General features: G+C 35.6%; 20 protein-coding genes. 7 read left to right on the top strand and 13 right to left on the bottom strand.

Annotated elements, in window-relative coordinates; translation table 11 throughout:
- Positions 1–16: 16 nt before the first annotated feature.
- Together IP023_RS11445 and IP023_RS11440 are read right to left on the bottom strand one after the other, a co-directional pair.
- Positions 17–1,648, bottom strand: coding sequence for an ABC-F family ATP-binding cassette domain-containing protein (locus IP023_RS11445; protein WP_241790491.1), 1,632 nt, complete (start codon positions 1,646–1,648; stop codon positions 17–19).
- Between the two features lie 23 nt (positions 1,649–1,671).
- Positions 1,672–2,382, bottom strand: a complete 711-nt coding sequence (locus tag IP023_RS11440) for a carbonic anhydrase family protein (protein WP_241790485.1) — start codon at positions 2,380–2,382, stop codon at positions 1,672–1,674.
- Positions 2,383–2,608: 226 nt separating this feature from the next.
- Between IP023_RS11440 and IP023_RS11435 the strand changes: the two genes are divergently transcribed.
- Positions 2,609–2,866 (top strand): hypothetical protein, encoded by a 258-nt coding sequence (locus IP023_RS11435; RefSeq protein WP_241790484.1) that lies wholly within the window; start codon positions 2,609–2,611, stop codon positions 2,864–2,866.
- A gap of 81 nt (positions 2,867–2,947) precedes the next feature.
- Here IP023_RS11435 and IP023_RS11430 read toward each other — a convergent pair whose 3' ends face one another.
- From IP023_RS11430 to IP023_RS11390, 9 genes are all read right to left on the bottom strand, one after another.
- Entirely contained in the window at positions 2,948–3,496 is a 549-nt protein-coding gene (locus IP023_RS11430; RefSeq protein WP_241790482.1) for a DUF1697 domain-containing protein, read from the bottom strand.
- Positions 3,496–3,960: a hypothetical protein gene (locus tag IP023_RS11425; protein ID WP_241790480.1), complete on the bottom strand. Its 465-nt coding sequence runs from the start codon at positions 3,958–3,960 to the stop codon at positions 3,496–3,498. The genes IP023_RS11430 and IP023_RS11425 overlap by 1 nt, the downstream gene beginning before the upstream one ends.
- Before the next feature lie 139 nt (positions 3,961–4,099).
- The gene (locus IP023_RS11420; RefSeq protein ID WP_241790479.1) at positions 4,100–4,531 is read right to left on the bottom strand and encodes an arsenate reductase ArsC; all 432 of its coding nucleotides are present in this window, start codon (positions 4,529–4,531) and stop codon (positions 4,100–4,102) included.
- The gene (gene arsB / locus IP023_RS11415) at positions 4,531–5,562 is read right to left on the bottom strand and encodes an ACR3 family arsenite efflux transporter (protein ID WP_241790478.1); all 1,032 of its coding nucleotides are present in this window, start codon (positions 5,560–5,562) and stop codon (positions 4,531–4,533) included. The genes IP023_RS11420 and arsB overlap by 1 nt, the downstream gene beginning before the upstream one ends.
- A gap of 6 nt (positions 5,563–5,568) precedes the next feature.
- The gene (locus IP023_RS11410) at positions 5,569–6,027 is read right to left on the bottom strand and encodes a DUF6428 family protein (protein ID WP_241790477.1); all 459 of its coding nucleotides are present in this window, start codon (positions 6,025–6,027) and stop codon (positions 5,569–5,571) included.
- Positions 6,028–6,086: 59 nt separating this feature from the next.
- On the bottom strand, positions 6,087–6,413 hold the full coding sequence (locus IP023_RS11405) for an ArsR/SmtB family transcription factor (RefSeq protein ID WP_241790476.1): 327 nt from the start codon (positions 6,411–6,413) through the stop codon (positions 6,087–6,089).
- A gap of 229 nt (positions 6,414–6,642) precedes the next feature.
- Entirely contained in the window at positions 6,643–7,323 is a 681-nt protein-coding gene (locus tag IP023_RS11400; RefSeq protein WP_241790470.1) for a hypothetical protein, read from the bottom strand.
- A 1-nt stretch (position 7,324) separates the two neighbouring features.
- Positions 7,325–9,274, bottom strand: coding sequence for a M1 family metallopeptidase (locus IP023_RS11395; RefSeq protein WP_241790469.1), 1,950 nt, complete (start codon positions 9,272–9,274; stop codon positions 7,325–7,327).
- On the bottom strand, positions 9,274–9,627 hold the full coding sequence (locus tag IP023_RS11390; RefSeq protein WP_241790467.1) for a Spx/MgsR family RNA polymerase-binding regulatory protein: 354 nt from the start codon (positions 9,625–9,627) through the stop codon (positions 9,274–9,276). The genes IP023_RS11395 and IP023_RS11390 overlap by 1 nt, the downstream gene beginning before the upstream one ends.
- 159 nt (positions 9,628–9,786) lie before the next feature.
- Here IP023_RS11390 and fbaA point away from each other — a divergent pair, with 159 nt between their 5' ends.
- The 5 genes from fbaA (at position 9,787) to IP023_RS11365 (ending at position 14,892) form a co-directional block, all read left to right on the top strand.
- Positions 9,787–10,866, top strand: coding sequence for a class II fructose-bisphosphate aldolase (gene fbaA, locus IP023_RS11385; protein WP_241790460.1), 1,080 nt, complete (start codon positions 9,787–9,789; stop codon positions 10,864–10,866).
- Between the two features lie 214 nt (positions 10,867–11,080).
- Positions 11,081–12,871, top strand: coding sequence for a translation elongation factor 4 (lepA, locus tag IP023_RS11380; protein WP_241790454.1), 1,791 nt, complete (start codon positions 11,081–11,083; stop codon positions 12,869–12,871).
- A gap of 29 nt (positions 12,872–12,900) precedes the next feature.
- On the top strand, positions 12,901–13,788 hold the full coding sequence (locus IP023_RS11375) for a bifunctional 5,10-methylenetetrahydrofolate dehydrogenase/5,10-methenyltetrahydrofolate cyclohydrolase (protein WP_241790449.1): 888 nt from the start codon (positions 12,901–12,903) through the stop codon (positions 13,786–13,788).
- Between the two features lie 64 nt (positions 13,789–13,852).
- Positions 13,853–14,374, top strand: a complete 522-nt coding sequence (locus IP023_RS11370) for a hypothetical protein (RefSeq protein WP_241790448.1) — start codon at positions 13,853–13,855, stop codon at positions 14,372–14,374.
- Between the two features lie 68 nt (positions 14,375–14,442).
- A complete protein-coding gene (locus IP023_RS11365; RefSeq protein ID WP_241790447.1) occupies positions 14,443–14,892 on the top strand; it encodes a GreA/GreB family elongation factor in 450 nt (149 codons plus the stop codon).
- 1 nt (position 14,893) lies between these two features.
- Here IP023_RS11365 and IP023_RS11360 read toward each other — a convergent pair whose 3' ends face one another.
- A complete protein-coding gene (locus IP023_RS11360; protein ID WP_241790446.1) occupies positions 14,894–15,154 on the bottom strand; it encodes a hypothetical protein in 261 nt (86 codons plus the stop codon).
- 279 nt (positions 15,155–15,433) lie between these two features.
- A complete protein-coding gene (locus IP023_RS11355; RefSeq protein WP_241790444.1) occupies positions 15,434–16,801 on the bottom strand; it encodes an arylsulfatase in 1,368 nt (455 codons plus the stop codon).
- A gap of 604 nt (positions 16,802–17,405) precedes the next feature.
- Here IP023_RS11355 and IP023_RS11350 point away from each other — a divergent pair.
- The gene (locus IP023_RS11350; RefSeq protein ID WP_241790442.1) at positions 17,406–19,190 is read left to right on the top strand and encodes a tetratricopeptide repeat protein; all 1,785 of its coding nucleotides are present in this window, start codon (positions 17,406–17,408) and stop codon (positions 19,188–19,190) included.
- Positions 19,191–19,232 lie beyond the last annotated feature (42 nt).

The following is a 19,232-nucleotide window of genomic DNA, read 5'->3' as shown; positions in this document are numbered from 1 at the left end:
TATAATAAATTGTATATTATTTAACTTTATACATCTCTTCACGTTGTGCTTTTACGACGTCCGAATTGATGTATTCATCATAAGTCATTAATTTGTCGATGATACCGTTTGGTGTCAATTCAATGATACGATTTGCTACAGTTTCTGTCAATTCGTGGTCACGAGATGTAAACAACATCGATCCCTTGAAATCACTCATACCATTATTCAATGCCGTAATAGATTCCAAATCCAAGTGGTTCGTCGGCTCATCAAAAATTAAGAAGTTAGCACCTTGTAACATCATTTTTGAGAACATACAACGCATCTTTTCGCCCCCTGACAATACGGATACTTTTTTCATAACCTCTTCACCAGAGAATAACATCTTTCCTAAGAAACCACGGATAAATTGCTCGTCTGAATCTGGTTTTGTGGTATAGTTACGCAACCAATCTACTAGATTCTCATTGTTGCCATCAAAGTACGAAGAGTTATCCATTGGCATATCTGTAGGTGTGATAGTGATACCCCATTTGATATTTCCAGTATAGTCTTTGTCACGACCGGACAAGATTTCGTAAAATGCTGTCGTTACTAAGTTATTTTCACTTAGAACAGCTATTTTATCTCCTTTATTGATCATGAAAGTGATGTCTTTAAAAAACACCTCTCCATTGACAGTTTTACTTAATCCTTCAACATTTAATATCTGATCACCTGGTTCACGGTCCATAGTATTGAACATGATCGCAGGGTATTTACGGTTCGAAGGCTTGATATCATCAATATTGATTTTATCTAAAGCTTTCTTACGTGATGTTGCTTGTTTTGATTTGGAAGCATTGGCAGAGAAACGACGAATAAATTCTTGTAACTCCTTCACTTTGTCTTCCATTTTTTTGTTTTGATCCGAACGTTGTTTCAAGGCTAGTTGTGAAGACTCATACCAGAACGAATAGTTACCAGAATAAATCGTCATCTTACTAAAATCAATATCTACGATGTGCGTACAAACAGCATCCAAGAAGTGACGATCGTGAGATACGACTAATACAATAGCTTCATAACTCGCTAAAAAATCTTCTAACCATGCAATTGTATTGATATCCAAATCATTCGTCGGCTCATCGAGAATCAAAATATCAGGTTTACCAAATAAGGCTTGAGCTAATAATACACGTACTTTTTCGTTACCGTCTAATTCTTGCACCAATTTATAGTGTTGCTCTTCTTTGATCCCTAAGTTGCTCAATAATGTAGCAGCATTGCTCTCCGCATTCCAACCATCCATCTCTGCAAAGATACTCTCCAGCTCCCCAGCACGCTCGCCGTCTGCATCCGTAAAGTCTTCTTTCATGTAGATAGCGTCTTTTTCCTTCATCACTTTATAAAGCTCTGCATTACCCATCATTACTGTTTCAAGAACAGAAAAATCATCAAATGCATAGTGATTTTGGTTTAATACTGACATGCGTTCACCTGGTGTGAATGCTACCGAACCAGTACTCGGATCAATCTCTCCAGAAATGATTTTCAAGAATGTAGATTTTCCTGCGCCATTGGCACCAATAATACCGTAACAGTTACCTGGAGTGAATTTTAAATTTACATCTTCGAATAGCACACGTTTGCCAAAACGAAGGGATAGATTGGATACATTAATCATGGTGCAAAGATACAGTTTTCTTTTTAAATGAATTCAACTTTACCTGTTTTCATATCATAAATTCCACCTATAATTTTAATTTCATTTTTTTCTTCCATTTCATTCAGTATTGTACTGGTATTACGGATTCTATTTATAGAATTTATAACGTTGTATTTGCACACTTCATCTACAAAAGTAGGGTTTTTGGATGTATAGTCGCCTTTGTAGTTTTGCTCTGCGACGGCGATAGCAGGTTCGATTTTTTCTAATACGGAGGTGACAAATCCCAATTTGACACGATCAATACTCGATTTGATAGCGCCACAGTATTCATGCCCCAAGACGACGATTACTTTGGATCCTGACACTTTACATGCATACTCCAAGCTACCGATGATATCATCATTTACAATGTTACCCGCTACGCGTGCGACAAATATTTCGCCGATGGCTTTGTGAAAAACATCCTCTACAGGTACACGTGAGTCCAAGCAAGAAAGTACCACAGCTTCGGGGTATTGCCCCAAGGAAGCATTACGTACTCTTTCGGTACTATTTCTAATTGTCAACTTATCCTCCACAAAATCTAAGTTTCCCTTTTTTAGATCTTCGATCACCTCATCAGGGGTCAATTTTGCTTGTTCTTCTTTGGTAAGTACATGTGTAGAGATGATATCATCATCATCTACGACCGTGTGATTGCAGGATGATAGCGCTGCCAATAGGCTGAGCCCAATAAATAGTTTATTCATATTATAGCTTTATAGGGATATGTATCCTTGCTATCAACAAATGAACAAATGTTATGTTTTAGGTTAGTTATATATTTCTTATTATTAGTTGGTTACTTGTGTTTTCGGGAGAAAAAAATAAGATAGCCATTATTCTGTTAATACTGATTTACTCGTATACAAAATCTAACGCTACTATTCCTGCTAAAATAGGTATGGAGCTTTTAAAATTCAGCTTATTAAATATGTGCGGAATGTTTTACAAAACAATCAATTTGATGCTTCAGCGAATGATATGCACTATGTAATGTACACTATTTCCATTGACTATCCATATTCTAATACATACTTCCCTAAAGGATATCGGGTCATGGAGGATAATAATGAAAAATTATTAGTAGCGCATCTCTCTAGCGATAAGATAGTGGCCGGAAAATATCTTTTGTTATTGACTGAAGGTAAAAGAAATAGGATAAATGCAAATTATGTACACATTGAAATGTAGCATAAGTCCTCCACGACAAATGTTCATTTCAGTATCTGGTTGAGCTAACCCAAAACTATTACTAGTACAGTAAAGGAATTTTTAGGTGCTTAAAGCTATTTTCAATAGCTCCATGCACGTTTTCCAATTACGCGTTGTTGCAGATACTTTTAGATTATTTTCGATATAAGTGTTATTTAGTTTAGTTTTTCCGTAGCCATGTGGGCAATAAAGGTAAACTACTTCATCAGTGATTACGCACGCTTCATTGTCTTGTATCTTGTCCATTAACTTCTCCTTCAGATGATCTTCCGGTTTATTGGCAAGAAATGTAATGTGCACAAAAGAAGGGTCTTTACTGTCATCATCTGCAAAAGGGTTGTTCGCAGTTATCATTTCCATGGTATTTATCGTTAGCACAATCACGGGGACAGGGAAACCAAATGCATCCTCTATTGCTGAAGAGATGCTGTATTCCTGCTCCTTAATATCTCTTGTTGCTGCGGAGAAAATAACATTTCCACTTTGAATATAGGTCTTAACATTATTACAATGAATACCTTCAAACATGGATTTCAAAGCGACCATTTTTATGGCTTTCTGTCCAGCAACGTTTATTCCTCTAAGAATAGCTATGTAAGTACCTGTCATTATTTTATTTCAATGTTCAATTGTCGTCCTTCATCTTTCGCTTTTTTATCCAATCCAGCGCCTAATAATAATCCTATGCCTATTCCAAAAGGTAAGCCCACCCCCAATAGGCCTATTTTTCCTAGACTAAGACCTATTGCTACACCGATAGGTAATCCAAATGCAGATAAACCCAATGCTAACCATAGATTTCTATAATAATTGATAGGAACTATTTTCATTTCTTTTTCTAGGGTTCTTATTATGCGCGTCTGTACCTTTCTTATCAATTGGACAAGGGCTTTCCCTGTTAATGTTGAGGAGTTTAGCGCTTGTATATCGTTATTTATTGTAGTTGTCACTTTATTTGATAGCTCGCGCTGCTTCAGTAGTGTAAGAAGGTTGTCAAATTGATGGATAGCATTGTTCAGTTTAGGATTATCTTGAGGAAACGAAGCAGGTACTTTTAAAGGTATTATTTCCATAGGAGTTGTAAGTTTATATTCTTTAGTTTTTAAGAATATAAACTTACATTTTTGGATCATTATTAAAAAATAAGAGCGATGTAAATTGAAGCTTTTGGGGCCAATACTGGAGAAAGTATATTTACACTTATTCTAAGCGCTATTTATTATTTAATAAGTTTTCACTAACAAATACAGTGCAATAATCTTTGATCAACTGTCTTGTAGTTCTAAATTGCTCATCTATCTGTGCCGCTGTGCCTATCGCTTTTGCGGGGTCAGGAAAATTGTAATGGTATTTTTGTGCTTTACTAGCAAAAAATGGACACTGTTCTTTAGCTTGGTCACAGACGGTGATTATGATATCAAAGTCTATTGTAAGGTATTCATCGATAGTATTAGAGCTGTGTTTTGATATGTCGACCCCATCTTCCTGCATTATGGCAATTGCTTTTGGGTTGACACCATGTTTTTCGATGCCTGCACTATATATGGAGATGGTGTTAGCATCGGTGAGCTGTCGCAAATAACCTTCTGCCATCTGGCTACGACAGCTATTGCCTGTACACAGTACTAGAATATTCTTTTTCATTATTTATAGAATTTTTGCTTTAGATATAAGCTTACTTTTACCAGTAAAATCAATACGGGAACTTCTATTAATGGACCTATAACGCCAACAAATGCTTGTGGCGAATGTATACCAAATACAGCTATTGCAACTGCTATGGCTAGTTCAAAATTGTTGCCTGTTGCAGTGAATGAAATAGCAGCATTCTTGTCATAAGGGATGTGTAGTGACCTGTTTACAAAGAAGCTGACAAAAAACATGAGTACGAAATAAATAATCAAGGGAATAGCTACTTTAAGAACATCCAAGGGTAACTCAATTATTTTGTCACCTTTCAAGCTAAACATCAGTACGATGGTGAACAACAATGCGTATAATGTGATAGGCGATATGGTGGGTATAAAATGATGTTGATACCAATCTTTGCCCTTTCGCTTCACTAAAATGTAGCGTGAGATAAAACCGGCAAAAAATGGAAGCCCTAGATAAAGTAAAACACTATGTGCAATATCCAGCATGGAGACGCTAATATCAAAGCTGCCAATTCCTAATTGACGAGGTAATACATTGATAAATAACCATACAAATAAGCTATAAAATAGAAGTTGAAAAATACTATTTAACGCAACTAATAAAGCGCCATATTCTCGATTCCCTTTTCCTAAATCATTCCATACAAGTACCATCGCAATGCATCGTGCCAATCCAATTAAAATCAGGCCTATCATATAATCAGGGCTGTCTCTAAGGAAAATAACTGCCAAAAGGAACATTAAAACAGGACCTACAACCCAATTGAGGACCAATGAAACGGAAAGAACCTTTTTATCTTTCCATGCGATAGGCAGTAGTGAATAATCCACTTTGGCGAGTGGTGGATACATCATTAATAGCAAGCCTACCGCCAACAGTATATTTGTAGAGCCTATAGTTAGGGAATCGTTGATCGTCGAAAGCTGAGGGAAACAATTTCCCAAAAAAATACCTAATGCCATCGCTATAAATATCCATAGCGTAAGGTATCGATCTATAAATTTTAATTTTGGGTGCATATTAATTTAGCAACATCCTGAATTAGGAGAACAGGTATTTAGCGTAGATAGTTTTATTTTTGGCTTTTGAGAGGGGATTCCACAGGCATCTTCAGCTAGACAGGCCGTAGTTTTATTTTTCAAAACAAATGATTTACCATTGAACTCCAAGCTATATTTCCCTATTGTATCCTGTTGATACTCTACTTCAATTTCAAAATCTCCAATAGCTAATTGCTCTTCCGAAAGTTGGATGATATGCAGCAATTTGTTGGGCTTCAAGCGGTGCTCATAGTCGTCAGCATTCCACAATTGGAAGTTCACTACATTTTCGGAACGTATCACTCCACCGCAATCGATAAATTTTTTGTGGATGACGCCTACTTCTGTTACGTGGAAGTGCTCTGGTACAAATGTGCCATTCTCTAATTGAAATTCAACATTCTCTAATGTTGGTAAAATTTGTTTTACTTCGGATAGTTTCATTTTATATTTAATTATAGTTATAATGCAATATTGCGATATAGTTGGGGTGGAAAAAATGCTTAACAGCATTTATTTTTTGATACCGATTGTACGATATGGAAGAAATAAGTATTTAAAATCTCAATTGTTTTTTCATCTATACAGTAACAAATGGCATTACCCTCAATATTTCCTTTTATTATACCGGCGTTTTTCAATTCTTTGAGGTGTTGCGAAACGGTGGGTTGGGCTAGGGGAAGTTCATTTACAATATCTCCACAAATACATGCATTCACTTTCATCAGATACTCAATAATGGCAATTCTAGCGGGATGGCCCAAAGCTTTAGCAATTGTCGCTATTTGGTTTTGTTTGTCGGTAAAATGTTCTGTTTTAGTAGCTCCCATATTGTTGTATTTAATATTGCAATATTACAATAAAGATTTGTATTCAAAAAATTATTGCTACTTTTTTACATAAGCATGAGTGTTTCTAAAGTCCTATTTCTATACTATGCTATATATAGAAAATAGCATTTTTATTGGCAATTGTATGTATTAATAGTATAAAAAAAAGCTTTGGACCCGTTTGTCCAAAGCTCTTATAAATTCAATAAGCATTGAATTATACCTTAATTTATTTTTTGAATTTTTGGTATGAATCCGAGATATATGCTTTTAAAGCTTCAGGTGATGCTGTTTGAATAAAATCTAGGGAAGGTCTGAAGCGGTCTCTAAAAAGAGCGATTTCATCCTGATCCAATGGGGTCAATGAAGCAATGAGTTGTGTTGTGAAGACACGGTCCACATTACGCATTTGTTGCTCAGCTTCTAGTAAAGCCAAGTTAGCGCGTGCTTCTTTTGCTTTTTTGCTGAATAAGCGTGAAGGTGATATACGTAATCCGCCTTGATATTGCGAAGCATCAACAGCTTTACCTTCATTTTTAGCTTTTGCAATTTCATATGCCAATCGGCTATCAGTAAGACGCTTTATTATTACCTCATCTATTGTTAACATTTTAGCATCTCTATTAAGGTAGATACGGCGGACAGCATCTTCGTAATAGAAGATAGTATCTGTTACATATCCTGCCGAGGAGATAATCAAATAATCGTTTATTTTTCCAGGGATATTGAAAGCCCCATTTTTGGCTGTATTGACAGTCTCGTTGGTACGGCTATTTTTAATGGTAGCGTTCCATATAGGATCACTACTGATCAGCTCATATACGTAGCCTTTTATTACTTGCGCTTGTGCCCATTGGGTACTGCAAAGTAATAGTACTACTAGGAACGTGTATTTAAGGTGTTTTTTCATGCTATTTTGATTTCCAAATATTATTTTCAGGGTTGTTGTCTGGATATATGTTTTTTGGGTCTAATTTTACCTCCGTCAATTCTTCTGTGGTATTAACCTTAAAAGTCCATGATTTGTTTCGTTCCCATATTTCTACAGGGAGTTTTACGGTTGTTTTCTTACCGGTCACTGAAGTCAATTCAACTACAATTGGCATCGGTAGCTTACCTAGATTCTGAACGGTAATTAGCACTCCTTTTTTAGGATCCAATTCTATGTACCTTACTTCTGACAATTCTTGATCCATCTGCCAATTGTGTTGGAACATTCCACGCCAAAACCAGTTTAAATTTTCGCCAGTTTCATTTTCTATGGTACGGAAGAAATCATTTGGGGTAGGGTGCTTGTATGCCCAATTCACAATATATTGACGGAAAGCTTTGTCAAATCTTTCTTTGCCAATGATCTCCTCACGCAATAATTGGAGCGCATAGGCAGGCTTATAATATACCAAATAGCCGATGTTCCTCTCTTTCATATTCTGTGGGCTACTCATCACGGGTTCAAGTGCTGGGTTGAATAATGCTTGGGTAAGGCTATTTTTATTGCCATACTTCATACTATACTCGCCTTTATTAAAGGCTTGCGTAGATATATCGTTGATAAAGGTATTGAATCCCTCATCCATCCAGCCATGTAGTCGTTCATTGCTACCTACGATCATAGGGAACCAATTGTGACCAAATTCGTGGTCCGTTACGCCCCAAAGATTTGCTGCTTTAGCATTGTGGCCACAGAACGAAATAGCAGGGTATTCCATTCCACCTACATTAGAAGCTACATTTACAGCCACTGGGTATGGGTATTCAAACCATTTTTTAGAGTAATGTTCAATAGATGCTTTCGTATATTCTGTTGATCTTTCCCAAGCATTCCCACCATTGCTTTCTTTGGAATATGCCGACATCGCAAGCGATGTTCTACCCGAAGGAAGGGTTATTTTAGCGGCATCGATGATAAAAGCAGAGGAGGAAGCCCAAGCTACATCGCGCGCATTATTCAGTTTATACTTCCAAGTAAGTTCTTTTTTATTTGGGCGTGATGATTTTTGCGTAACTTCTTTTTCGGAACGTATTATGACTGTTTCGTTAGATTGTTTTGCTCTATTATAACGTTCAAGCTGTGTGCTAGTCCACACTTCTTCGGGGTTCAATAGTTCACCACCAAAGACAACAATATGATTTGCTGGAGCTGTGATCTCTACATTATAATCTCCAAATTCACAATAAAATTCGCCAGGCCCTGTATATGGCTGGGTATTCCATCCTAATACATCATCAAATACTGCTACACGAGGATACCATTGTGCGACAGCGTATATTTTGCCATCCGCTCTGGTCAATATCCCTGTACGGTCTGCGCCATATTCGGGTATTGCAAATTCAAAATCTAAAGCTATTGTTACCTGTCCACCTTTGGCCTTGATCGGATTGTCGAGGTCGATACGCATCCGTGTATCCGTAATAATAGCGTTTGTATTTTCCGTATTGTTAACTTTTACATTTGTTAATTTGTATCCTCCTTCAAAAGTAGGTGAGGAGCTTCCATATCTACTGTCTGTCAATGGGATGGTCGCTTGACCTCTAGAGTCTTTGTTGAATAGGTTTTGATCCAGTTGTAACCATATAAAGTCAAGATCTTCAGGGCTATTATTGGTGTATACCATTTGTACTGTACCCGTGATGCGGTCTAGTTTGTCATCCAATTTAGCTTTGATAGTATAGCTCGCTGCATTTTGCCAATAGGCAGGGCCTGGTTTACCGCTTGCTGAACGGTATTCGTTACCATTATAGCTGTAAAAATTAGGACCAAATGCTTCCAAGTAATTGTATTCACTCTTTTGTTGCGCCATACTATGCAGGGAAAGCATGGTTAAACTCGCTAGTAAAATACTTCTAAAGATCTTATTCATTAGCTTTTATTTATTTTTTCAATGTAGATATTTTCGTCAAAACCTATTATAATAGTATCGCCCAATTCGATTATAGGTCTTTTAATCATGCTGTTGTTTTTTAATAAAACAACATTTGCAGAATTCGCGTCGATGACAGCAGCTTGTTCTTCAGGGCTTAGTTTTTTCCAGGTAGTGCCTTTCTTGTTTACTAAAGATTCCCAAGGCGTCAATGTTTGCCACTCCTGTAATTTAGCTAGTGTTACAGGTTCTTTTTTATAATCATGAAAATTGTAAGCTATTCCATTTGTAGTCAACCAATCTAAGGCTTTTTTTACTGTGTTGCAATTTTTAATGCCGTATACTTCTAACATAATCCTGTATATTTCTTATAAAAATAATAAAGTTCTTTGTAAATGGATGAAGATACTCTATTATTTATATAGTGTACAAAATACACTATACTTTTTGTTTTATTTAAAAATAATGCTATCTTTAGGCTTATAAAACAAAATTTTAAAAAGAATATAATCATGAGCCTAAAAGATTTTAAAGGTGTATTAACTGGCGATCAAGTTCAAGAGTTATTTGAAGTAGCAAAGAAACATAAATTTGCCCTTCCAGCTGTAAACGTTATTGGTACAAACTCAATTAATGCTGTATTAGAAACTGCTAAAGCTGCTAACTCTCCTGTGATCATCCAATTATCAAATGGTGGTGCACAGTTTTATGCAGGTAAAACATTAAATAACGATAATTTAAAAGCATGTGTATTAGGTGCAGTTTCTGCAGCGCAACACGTACATTTATTAGCTGAGCACTATGGTGTTGCTGTTATTTTACATACAGATCACGCCGCTAAAAAGTTATTACCTTGGATTGATGGTCTTTTAGATGCTGGTGAAAAATTCTTTGCACAACATGGCAAGCCATTGTTCTCTTCCCATATGTTAGATTTATCAGAAGAGCCTTTGGAAGAAAATATCGAAATCTCTGCTAAATATTTAGCACGCATGAAGCCTCTAGGTATGACAGTTGAAATCGAATTAGGTGTTACGGGTGGTGAAGAAGATGGTGTGGACAACTCTGATGTTGATAGCTCTAAATTATATACTCAACCAGAAGAAGTAGCTTATGCTTTTGAAGAATTGTCTAAAGTATCAGACAAATTTACGGTAGCTGCAGCATTTGGTAATGTGCACGGTGTATACAAACCAGGTAACGTAAAATTGCAACCTGTAATCTTACATAACTCGCAAGAATATATCCGCGAGAAATTCAACTTGACAGCAGAAAAACCTGTTAACTTCGTTTTCCACGGTGGTTCGGGCTCATCACCTGAAGAGATTGCTGAAGCAATTTCATATGGTGCTATCAAAATGAATATCGATACAGATATGCAATGGGCTATGTGGGATGGTGTTCGTGCTTATGAAGCTAAAAATCACGATTACTTGCAATCTCAAATTGGTAATCCAGAAGGCGAAGATTCTCCTAACAAAAAATACTACGATCCACGCGTTTGGTTACGTAAAGGTGAGGAAGCTTTCGTTGCTCGTTTGACGCAAGCATTTGAAGAATTAAATGCTATCGACGCAAATAGCAAATTATAATATATTGTATTTATTACAATTGAAAAGCTGGCTTTCTTGTAAAGCCAGCTTTTTTTTGTGCCTGATGTTATCCTTTATTCATCAGATCTAGGGTAAATCTATCAAATTTGCTGGTGCTTCGGTGTATTTTTGGCCCTACTATATAATAATAACTAGCGAATTCTTCATTAAAATACAGTATATTTGCCGTTTAAATTGAAGGCATAAAACCTGTATGAAGCATATACGTAATTTTTGTATTATCGCACACATTGACCATGGTAAAAGTACCCTGGCGGATAGATTATTAGAATACACCAATACCATCACACAACGTGAAGCGCAAGCGCAGTTGTTGGATAATATGGACTTGGAGCGTGAACGAGGTATCACTATCAAAAGTCATGCTATCCAAATGGATTATATTCAAGATGGTCAACACTATATATTTAACCTTATTGATACCCCTGGGCACGTCGATTTTTCGTATGAAGTTTCTCGATCTATCGCTGCTTGCGAGGGTGCATTATTGATTGTTGATGCTTCTCAAGGTATCCAAGCACAGACCATTTCCAATTTATACTTAGCGATGGAGCATGATTTGGAGATTATCCCTATCTTAAATAAGATGGACTTACCGGGTGCTATGCCAGAAGAAGTGAAAGATCAAATTGTAGATTTAATCGGTGGCAAACGTGAAGACATTATTCCAGCGTCTGGTAAAACAGGATTGGGTATTCCAGATATTTTACGTGCTATTGTAGAGCGTGTACCTGCTCCAGTTGGAGATCCTGAGGCACCATTGCAAGCATTAATTTTTGACTCTGTTTATAATTCTTTCCGCGGTATCATGGCTTACTTTAAAGTGGTGAACGGCGAAATTCGTAAAGGTGATAGAGTTAAGTTTGTCGCAACGGGTAAAGAATATTATGCGGATGAAGTTGGTACATTGAAGTTGAATCAACTACCTAAACAAGTTATTAAAACGGGAGACGTAGGCTATATTATTTCAGGTGTCAAAGAAGCACGTGAAGTAAAAGTAGGAGATACCATCACCCAAAAAGACCGTCCATGTGAATCTGCAATTCAAGGTTTTGAAGAGGTAAAACCAATGGTATTTGCGGGTATATATCCTGTAGATACAGAGGATTACGAAGAGTTACGTGAATCGATGCATCGTCTACAATTGAATGACGCTTCCTTAGTATTTGAGCCTGAGTCATCAGCAGCATTAGGTTTTGGTTTCCGTTGTGGTTTCTTAGGTATGCTACACATGGAGATTATCCAAGAGCGTCTAGAGCGTGAGTTCAATATGACGGTGATTACGACGGTACCCAATGTATCTTATTTAGCATTTTTGTCTAAGGACAACGAAGAAGTGACGGTTCATAATCCTTCTGACTTACCAGATCCTTCCAAATTAAGCGCTATTGAAGAGCCTTATATTAAGGCAAACATTATCACTAAAGCGGAGTTCGTAGGTCCAGTAATGTCTTTATGTATCCAAAAAAGAGGGGTTATTATCAATCAATCTTATTTAACGTCAGATCGTGTTGAATTGGTATTTGAAATGCCAATGGGTGAGATTGTATTTGATTTTTACGACAAATTAAAAACTATTTCTAAAGGTTATGCTTCTTTTGATTACCATCAAATTGGCTACCGCCAATCGGATTTGGTAAGGTTAGATATTCGTTTGAATGATGAGCCTGTGGATGCATTATCATCATTGATTCACCGCAGTAATGCATATGATTTTGGTAAAAAGATATGTGAAAAGTTGAAGGAATTATTACCACGTCAACAATTCGAAATCCGTATCCAAGCATCTATTGGCGCCAAGATTATTGCGCGTGAAACCATCTCTGCATTACGTAAGGATGTAACAGCAAAATGTTATGGTGGTGATATTTCGCGTAAGCGTAAGTTATTAGAGAAACAGAAGAAAGGTAAAAAACGTATGCGTCAAGTAGGTAATGTAGAGATACCGCAATCGGCGTTTATGGCTGTATTAAAATTAGACTAATATTTAAATAAACCTATATATATAAAGTAATGAAACTTTTAGACGGTAAAGAAGTATCAGCAAAGATAAAAGAGGATATAAAGATCGAAGCAGCAGCATTCACTGCTTCTGCAGGTCGTAAACCTCATTTAGTGGCTATTTTGGTCGGTAACGATGGGGGTAGCGAAACTTATGTAGCTAGTAAAATGCGTAATTGTGAGTTGGTAGGCTTTGAGTCTACAAACATTCGTTATGATGATACAGTCACAGAAGAAGAACTAATTGCTAAGATTCAAGAGATCAATAAAGACGATAGTATTGATGGTTTAATTGTTCAGTTACCGTTACCTAAGCATATTGATCCAGAGCGTGTTACTGAGGCTATCGATGTGCGTAAAGATGTAGATGGTTTCCATCCTATAAATCTTGGTCGTATGCAACGCAATCTGCCTTGTTTTATTCCTGCAACACCTTATGGTATCATGTTGATGTTAGATCATTATGGTATCGACACTGCAGGTATGCATGCTGTAGTAGTAGGACGTAGTAATATCGTAGGTTCTCCAATGAGTATATTGCTTGCTCGCAATAGCAACCCTGGTAACTGTACTGTAACATTGACGCATAGCCGTACCAAAGATTTAAAAACAGAGGTGTTACGTGCTGATCTTGTTGTTGCTGCTATTGGTAAGAAAAATTTCGTTACAGCGGATATGGTTAAAGATGGAGCTATTGTGATTGATGTAGGTATCAATAGAGAAAATTCGTCAGAGACTAAATCTGGATTTAAGTTATATGGTGATGTAGATTTTGAGGAAGTTTCTAAAAAAGCTTCTTGGATTACTCCGGTACCAGGTGGTGTAGGTTTGATGACTATTGTAGGTTTGTTAAAAAACACCTTAGAAGCGGCTAAAGGAACTATTTATCCTAAGTCTTAGTTGATTGCTTGGCATTAAATTTGTTTATACAAACAATATTAATTTTAAATATAACTTTAGCACTATGAAAAGAAATGTATTATTCGCTACGCTAGCTTCGGTTTTAGTTTTAGCATCATGTAATAGCACGCCTTCAGAAGATAAAAATAATGATGGTGAAGTAACAGTAGGTGAGACAATTGATTCTTCTATTGAACAAACTAGTCAAGCTACTGATGAGGCTATTGCTACGGCTCAAAGCAACTATGATAAGGCGAAGGCTGACTTAGCTGACGCTGTTGCCAAAGGTGATAAAAAAGCGGAAGAATCTGCACGTAAGGCTGTTGAAGAATCTGAAACGGCATTAGAGAAAGCTAAAGAAGCTGTCAAAAAAGCTGGAGATAAAGTAGAATCAGGTGTGAAAGATGCAGTTGAAGCTACTAAAGATGCGGCTAAAGCAACAGGCAATGCTATTGAAAATACAACAGATAAAGCTGGTGCTGATATTAAAAAAGCAGCCGATAAAACGGGTGAAGCTATAAAAGATGCGGCAAAGGATGTTGAAAATACAGCTAAGAAAAATTTTAAAGAATCGTTAGGTCATTAATTTACAATGGTTTAAATAATATTAAAGCGTCTACTCTCGGGTGGACGCTTTGTTTTTATAGTTTTATTATGTTGACAAAAGAAGAAATTATCGATTCATGTTTGGCTTCTGTTACACGGCGTATCAATGAAGTTGAATTTGCCATTAAAGATGCTGACCAAGCTTTGGCTGATGATACTAAGAGTAGCGCAGGAGATAAGTATGAGACAAGTAGAGAGATGGTGCAGCAAGATATAACGCGTTACCAAAAGCAATTGGCTATCGCTAATACAGATAGGGATGTGCTGCAAAAAATAGATCCGCTAAAATCTAATGAACGTATTGGTTTGGGATCTGTAGTACGTACAGATGCAGGTCTGTATTTTATCAGTATCAGTATTGGCCTACTAAAGATTCAATCACAAAATATATATGTAATATCTCCGTTGTCACCTATAGGGCAAGAATTGATAGGTAAATCCAAAGGTGATGAAATACATTTTAATGGGAAAACCCAAAAGGTAATATCGGTTTCTTAACCTATCTAAAATTGGGTCTACTCGTCAATGGCGAAAATGACCAAGGGATGGAAGAAAGAATAATCAGGTATATCCAAATATATATATTCCATAATTTTTTAAATCCATAGGTGGTATTTATCCTAAAATAACTACGTATGGTACTTATATTGATGAGTATGATGGCAAGATTCATCATGCTCATATGCTCTAAACCGAAAAAGCGTAGCTGTCTATTTTTTATACCCTTGGCAATATCTGCCCAAAATCCTTCGACCAACATACTGTTGAAATACAAGGACCATCCTATGATTAACTGAATATCAAATACGAGTGTATAGAGTAGGAGGATCTTAAAGTCTTTGGCTGAGAATATTATATTTCTCTTATAATTTATATATATCCACAGTATTTGAACCAACATTATCAGTAATACAAGCCACCTAAAATAGGAGTGGAATATAAGTAAATGCGTAGCGTCTATCAAAGTATATATTTGTAAATATAATTGCAAAAATAAGATTTAAAAATCGAACTATACTTATATAGTTCGATTTTGGTATTAGGATGTCAACGGAAATAGTGCACTTTCTTTGTGTGCCTCTTTAATTAGCTGGAGTAATTGTTCTACTTTCTTTGGATTTTGTGGTGCACAGTTCTCACTCTCTGAAGGATCTTCTTTGAGGTTGTAAAGTTCCATATACGTTTGGGTAGGCTCTTTAACTTTTTGTACAATCAGTTTCCAATCACCTTGTCTTACCGCTTGTCGGCCTCCTTCCTCGTGGAATTCCCAATACAGGTAATCTCTCTTTTGCTGTTTTCCTTTTGTTAATAATGTAGGAACGATGGAAATACCATCTGTATACGCAGTATTTTTAGTTTCTGTTAATGACAACAAAGTAGGCATGATATCCCAAAATGCCGCTTGACTATCGGTGACTTGGTTTTCTTTGATTTTAGTAGGCCAAAATGCGATAAATGGCGTGCGGATTCCGCCTTCATATAATGAACGTTTTATACCTTTTAGCTCCCCCGAGCTCTTAAAAAAATGCGGATCGGCACCGCCTTCTTGATGTGCGCCATTGTCACTCGCAAACATAATAATTGTATTGTCTGCAATACCCAATTCTTCTAGTTTTTGGACGATTTGACCGACGTGCAGATCTAAGCGTGTCACCATAGCGGCGTACATTGCGCGTGGCTTATCTACATTGGCATAATGCGTACTTTTATAAGGTGTTTCTTCAAATTGATTTTCGTACATACGATAGAGACTATCTTTTGGCGCTGCTAATTCGGCATGTGGCAATACTGTAGGTACAAATAGAAAAAATGATTTGTCTTTATTATCATCAATAAAGGCTAATGTTTTTTCGTGAATCAATTCTGCTGCATATATATTTTTTCCCTTAAGATTAATTTTCTCTTGATTGTTCCAAAGATGATCTGGGTAGTAGGTATGTGCCTGACGTTGACAATTGTAACCAAAGAACTCATCAAAACCTTTTTTATTAGGATCACCTGAAGTTCCGACCATCCCTAATCCCCATTTGCCAAATGCCCCAGTAACATATCCCGCATCTTGAAGTTGCATAGCAATAGTAATTACAGAATCTGCTAATGGCTCTTGACCTTCTGGTTGTATCTCTTTATTACCACGTATATAAGTGTGCCCTGTATGTTGCCCTGTCAATAGTGAAGAGCGTGATGGTGCGCATACGGAGGTACCGGTATAAAATTGTGTAAACTTGATCCCTTTATGGGCTAAATTATTGAGATGTGGTGTTTTGATTTTCTGCTGCCCATAAGCGCCGATATCGGCATAGCCCAAGTCATCCGCTAGTATGAATACGATATTGGGTCTTTTTGTTTGAGCATGTGCTTGTACAGTACTTATGAGGACAATTAGTGATAGTATTTTTCTGAGCATTTTGTTGATTGGCTAATTTCTAAACTATAATCTTATGGGTATTTTATATTTTAAAATTAATTTTTAAAATATGTATTAGCAAGATGTTTTTTTTAATACGTTTAGCATTAGTTATTCATTGCATACTTGAAACACAATGCATTTTATTTTGTTTAATAAGATAGCTATAGATTATATTTAAAATATAAAAAATATGTCAAAAATAGTTTTATCGATGCGAGCTAATATGAACTTAACAGCAGCTGCCTTTTTGCGGCGCCTTTTGGCAGAAGTAACTTATGGACAAAGTGCGGTTTTATTATTTACCTGCTGTTGTAGTATTCTTAATTCCTACTTCATTGGTAACTGAAATAATAACTAGATAAATAATTTGAGTCATACTCCTAAATAGTATATATTTCTCTTTTAAATAATTGAATTATGGAGATTTATAATGGTTTAATTAGATAAATTTAATTCCTCTTTTAATCATCCTTTGTCCTGATATATTATTTTTTATCTTTGTTAAAATAACGAAACAAACTGATCATAGTTAGGGAATAATTAATCTAAACAAATATATTTATAATTCAAATATGATTATAGCCCGACTGCAATACTTAGCATGAAAAAATATATAGTTCAAATTATTATTAGCACTTTCCTATCATTAGTCATTTTTGTTAATCAGCTTGCAGCAAATACTGTAGATGAAATAATTAAAACTAAAGATCCATTACAGCAGATAGAAATCGCGTTATTATTGTCTGAATCATTTGGACAAGATACTGTTCGTTTAAAACAACAGCTAGCTCCCTTATTTGAGTATGCTAAAAGGGAGCGTAATATACCATTGGAATGGGCTTATTATATGGAGATGGCTGATGGATTCTCTATCGCTATTGACAACACAAATCCTTCATCAGACTACTACTATAAGTTAGCATATGAATTAATTAAAGACCATCGCTATCCTGAATTGGAAATGATAGGACTTATAAGACAAGGATATTATAATTTTGTGTATCGTAAAGTAATTGAAGCTTTCCCTTATTATTTAAAGGCCAATGATTTAAAGGATAAAGTTGATTTACAAAAAATACCTTTACCCATAAAGCATTACCAATTTGCATCTAATTTCTTTAATTATATAGGTGACCAGTCCACAGCATTGGAATACCTTCAGGAAGTATTACCTTATTCAATAAGAGCTTCTAGAGAACGCATCAATCTTATTAATGCTATAGCATTATATAATATTGATATAAAAAATACAGCTCAAATGATTGAATACTTTAACCTAGCAATGAAAGAAGCTGTATTGGCTAAAGATTCAGTTTGGATAGGTATTATTTCTGGTAATTTGGCCCAATATGAATGGGAAAATGGGGATAAAAACAAAGCTATTAACCTTATCGAAAAAAATATTTCTCTTTCTCTTCGTTATGCAGAAAATCATGATGCGATGCGCGCAAATTTGGTTTTGGCAAACTATTATATAGAGCTGAAAAAGTATGATTTAGCTTTGAAGCATATCCAAAAGAGCAAAGAGTTAATGGAAAAAAAACCCTATTATTTACAATATGAAATGGATGCCGCATATGCATTAACAAAAATTGCAAAGGGGTTAAATAATAAAGATGAAGAGTTGAAACAACTAAATCTTTACTTGGTATTAAGGGATTCATTAGAAGCTAGAACTGATATCAAGGAGATGCAGAAAATCATCTGGAATAGTGAAAGAGAAAAATACAATCGTAATATCCAAGAAGTAGAAATAAAGCGAGAGCAAACAATACGAATGGTAATATATATCGCGGTATTCGCTATTCTAATATTTTTTATAATTTTTTTACTAATTAATAGATCTAAAACTAGAATAAAAATTAAAAATACCCTCTTGGAAAAGGAACAACTGAGGTTGAAATATGAAAAACAACTCGTAGATCAAGAATTGTTAATACTTAAAGATTCTTTAGAAGATTTTACTGCCACTATAAAGAATAATGATATTATTATCAATGAATTGCGAAGTAATATAGTTACTGTCTCGAAGCAAAATCCTGAGGGAACTCAAGCCATTATTGAACAGCTTAATTCTATGCTAGAGTCGCATATTATGACGGATGAAAGATGGTTAAAATTTAAAGGAGTATTTGATAAGGTTTATCCCAATTATTTGAGTGGTATGAAAGAAAAATATCAAAAATTGACTGATAATGATCTCAAAATAATTGCTCTTCAAAAATTGGATTTAAATAATAGTACTATGAGCGAATTACTTTGTATCTCTTTGGAAGGTATAAAAAAAGCAAAACAACGTTTAAAAAAGAAAATGGATTATTCTATATCTTTAAACGTTAATGGAGATAAAAATAAATCTAAGCATGATAATATAAGATTGGTATAGGCAGTTATCGGTGACCGTTTTTACATAAATAATAAATAGGAG

Source organism: Sphingobacterium rhinopitheci (genome assembly GCF_022627575.1).
In the GTDB taxonomy this organism is placed as follows: domain Bacteria; phylum Bacteroidota; class Bacteroidia; order Sphingobacteriales; family Sphingobacteriaceae; genus Sphingobacterium; species Sphingobacterium rhinopitheci.
This window is presented reverse-complemented; position numbering and strand designations above follow the sequence as displayed.

Bases quoted from the DNA above. Each gene is read 5' to 3' on its own strand.
- IP023_RS11445 (WP_241790491.1), bottom strand. From the start codon at position 1,648: ATGATTAATGTATCCAATCTATCCCTTCGTTTTGGCAAACGTGTGCTA.
- IP023_RS11440 (WP_241790485.1), bottom strand. From the start codon at position 2,382: ATGAATAAACTATTTATTGGGCTCAGCCTATTGGCAGCGCTATCATCC.
- IP023_RS11430 (WP_241790482.1), bottom strand. From the start codon at position 3,496: ATGACAGGTACTTACATAGCTATTCTTAGAGGAATAAACGTTGCTGGA.
- IP023_RS11425 (WP_241790480.1), bottom strand. From the start codon at position 3,960: ATGGAAATAATACCTTTAAAAGTACCTGCTTCGTTTCCTCAAGATAAT.
- IP023_RS11420 (WP_241790479.1), bottom strand. From the start codon at position 4,531: ATGAAAAAGAATATTCTAGTACTGTGTACAGGCAATAGCTGTCGTAGC.
- arsB (WP_241790478.1), bottom strand. From the start codon at position 5,562: ATGCACCCAAAATTAAAATTTATAGATCGATACCTTACGCTATGGATA.
- IP023_RS11410 (WP_241790477.1), bottom strand. From the start codon at position 6,027: ATGAAACTATCCGAAGTAAAACAAATTTTACCAACATTAGAGAATGTT.
- IP023_RS11405 (WP_241790476.1), bottom strand. From the start codon at position 6,413: ATGGGAGCTACTAAAACAGAACATTTTACCGACAAACAAAACCAAATA.
- IP023_RS11400 (WP_241790470.1), bottom strand. From the start codon at position 7,323: ATGAAAAAACACCTTAAATACACGTTCCTAGTAGTACTATTACTTTGC.
- IP023_RS11395 (WP_241790469.1), bottom strand. From the start codon at position 9,274: ATGAATAAGATCTTTAGAAGTATTTTACTAGCGAGTTTAACCATGCTT.
- IP023_RS11390 (WP_241790467.1), bottom strand. From the start codon at position 9,627: ATGTTAGAAGTATACGGCATTAAAAATTGCAACACAGTAAAAAAAGCC.
- fbaA (WP_241790460.1), top strand. From the start codon at position 9,787: ATGAGCCTAAAAGATTTTAAAGGTGTATTAACTGGCGATCAAGTTCAA.
- lepA (WP_241790454.1), top strand. From the start codon at position 11,081: ATGAAGCATATACGTAATTTTTGTATTATCGCACACATTGACCATGGT.
- IP023_RS11375 (WP_241790449.1), top strand. From the start codon at position 12,901: ATGAAACTTTTAGACGGTAAAGAAGTATCAGCAAAGATAAAAGAGGAT.
- IP023_RS11370 (WP_241790448.1), top strand. From the start codon at position 13,853: ATGAAAAGAAATGTATTATTCGCTACGCTAGCTTCGGTTTTAGTTTTA.
- IP023_RS11365 (WP_241790447.1), top strand. From the start codon at position 14,443: ATGTTGACAAAAGAAGAAATTATCGATTCATGTTTGGCTTCTGTTACA.
- IP023_RS11360 (WP_241790446.1), bottom strand. From the start codon at position 15,154: ATGTTGGTCGAAGGATTTTGGGCAGATATTGCCAAGGGTATAAAAAAT.
- IP023_RS11355 (WP_241790444.1), bottom strand. From the start codon at position 16,801: ATGCTCAGAAAAATACTATCACTAATTGTCCTCATAAGTACTGTACAA.
- IP023_RS11350 (WP_241790442.1), top strand. From the start codon at position 17,406: ATGAAAAAATATATAGTTCAAATTATTATTAGCACTTTCCTATCATTA.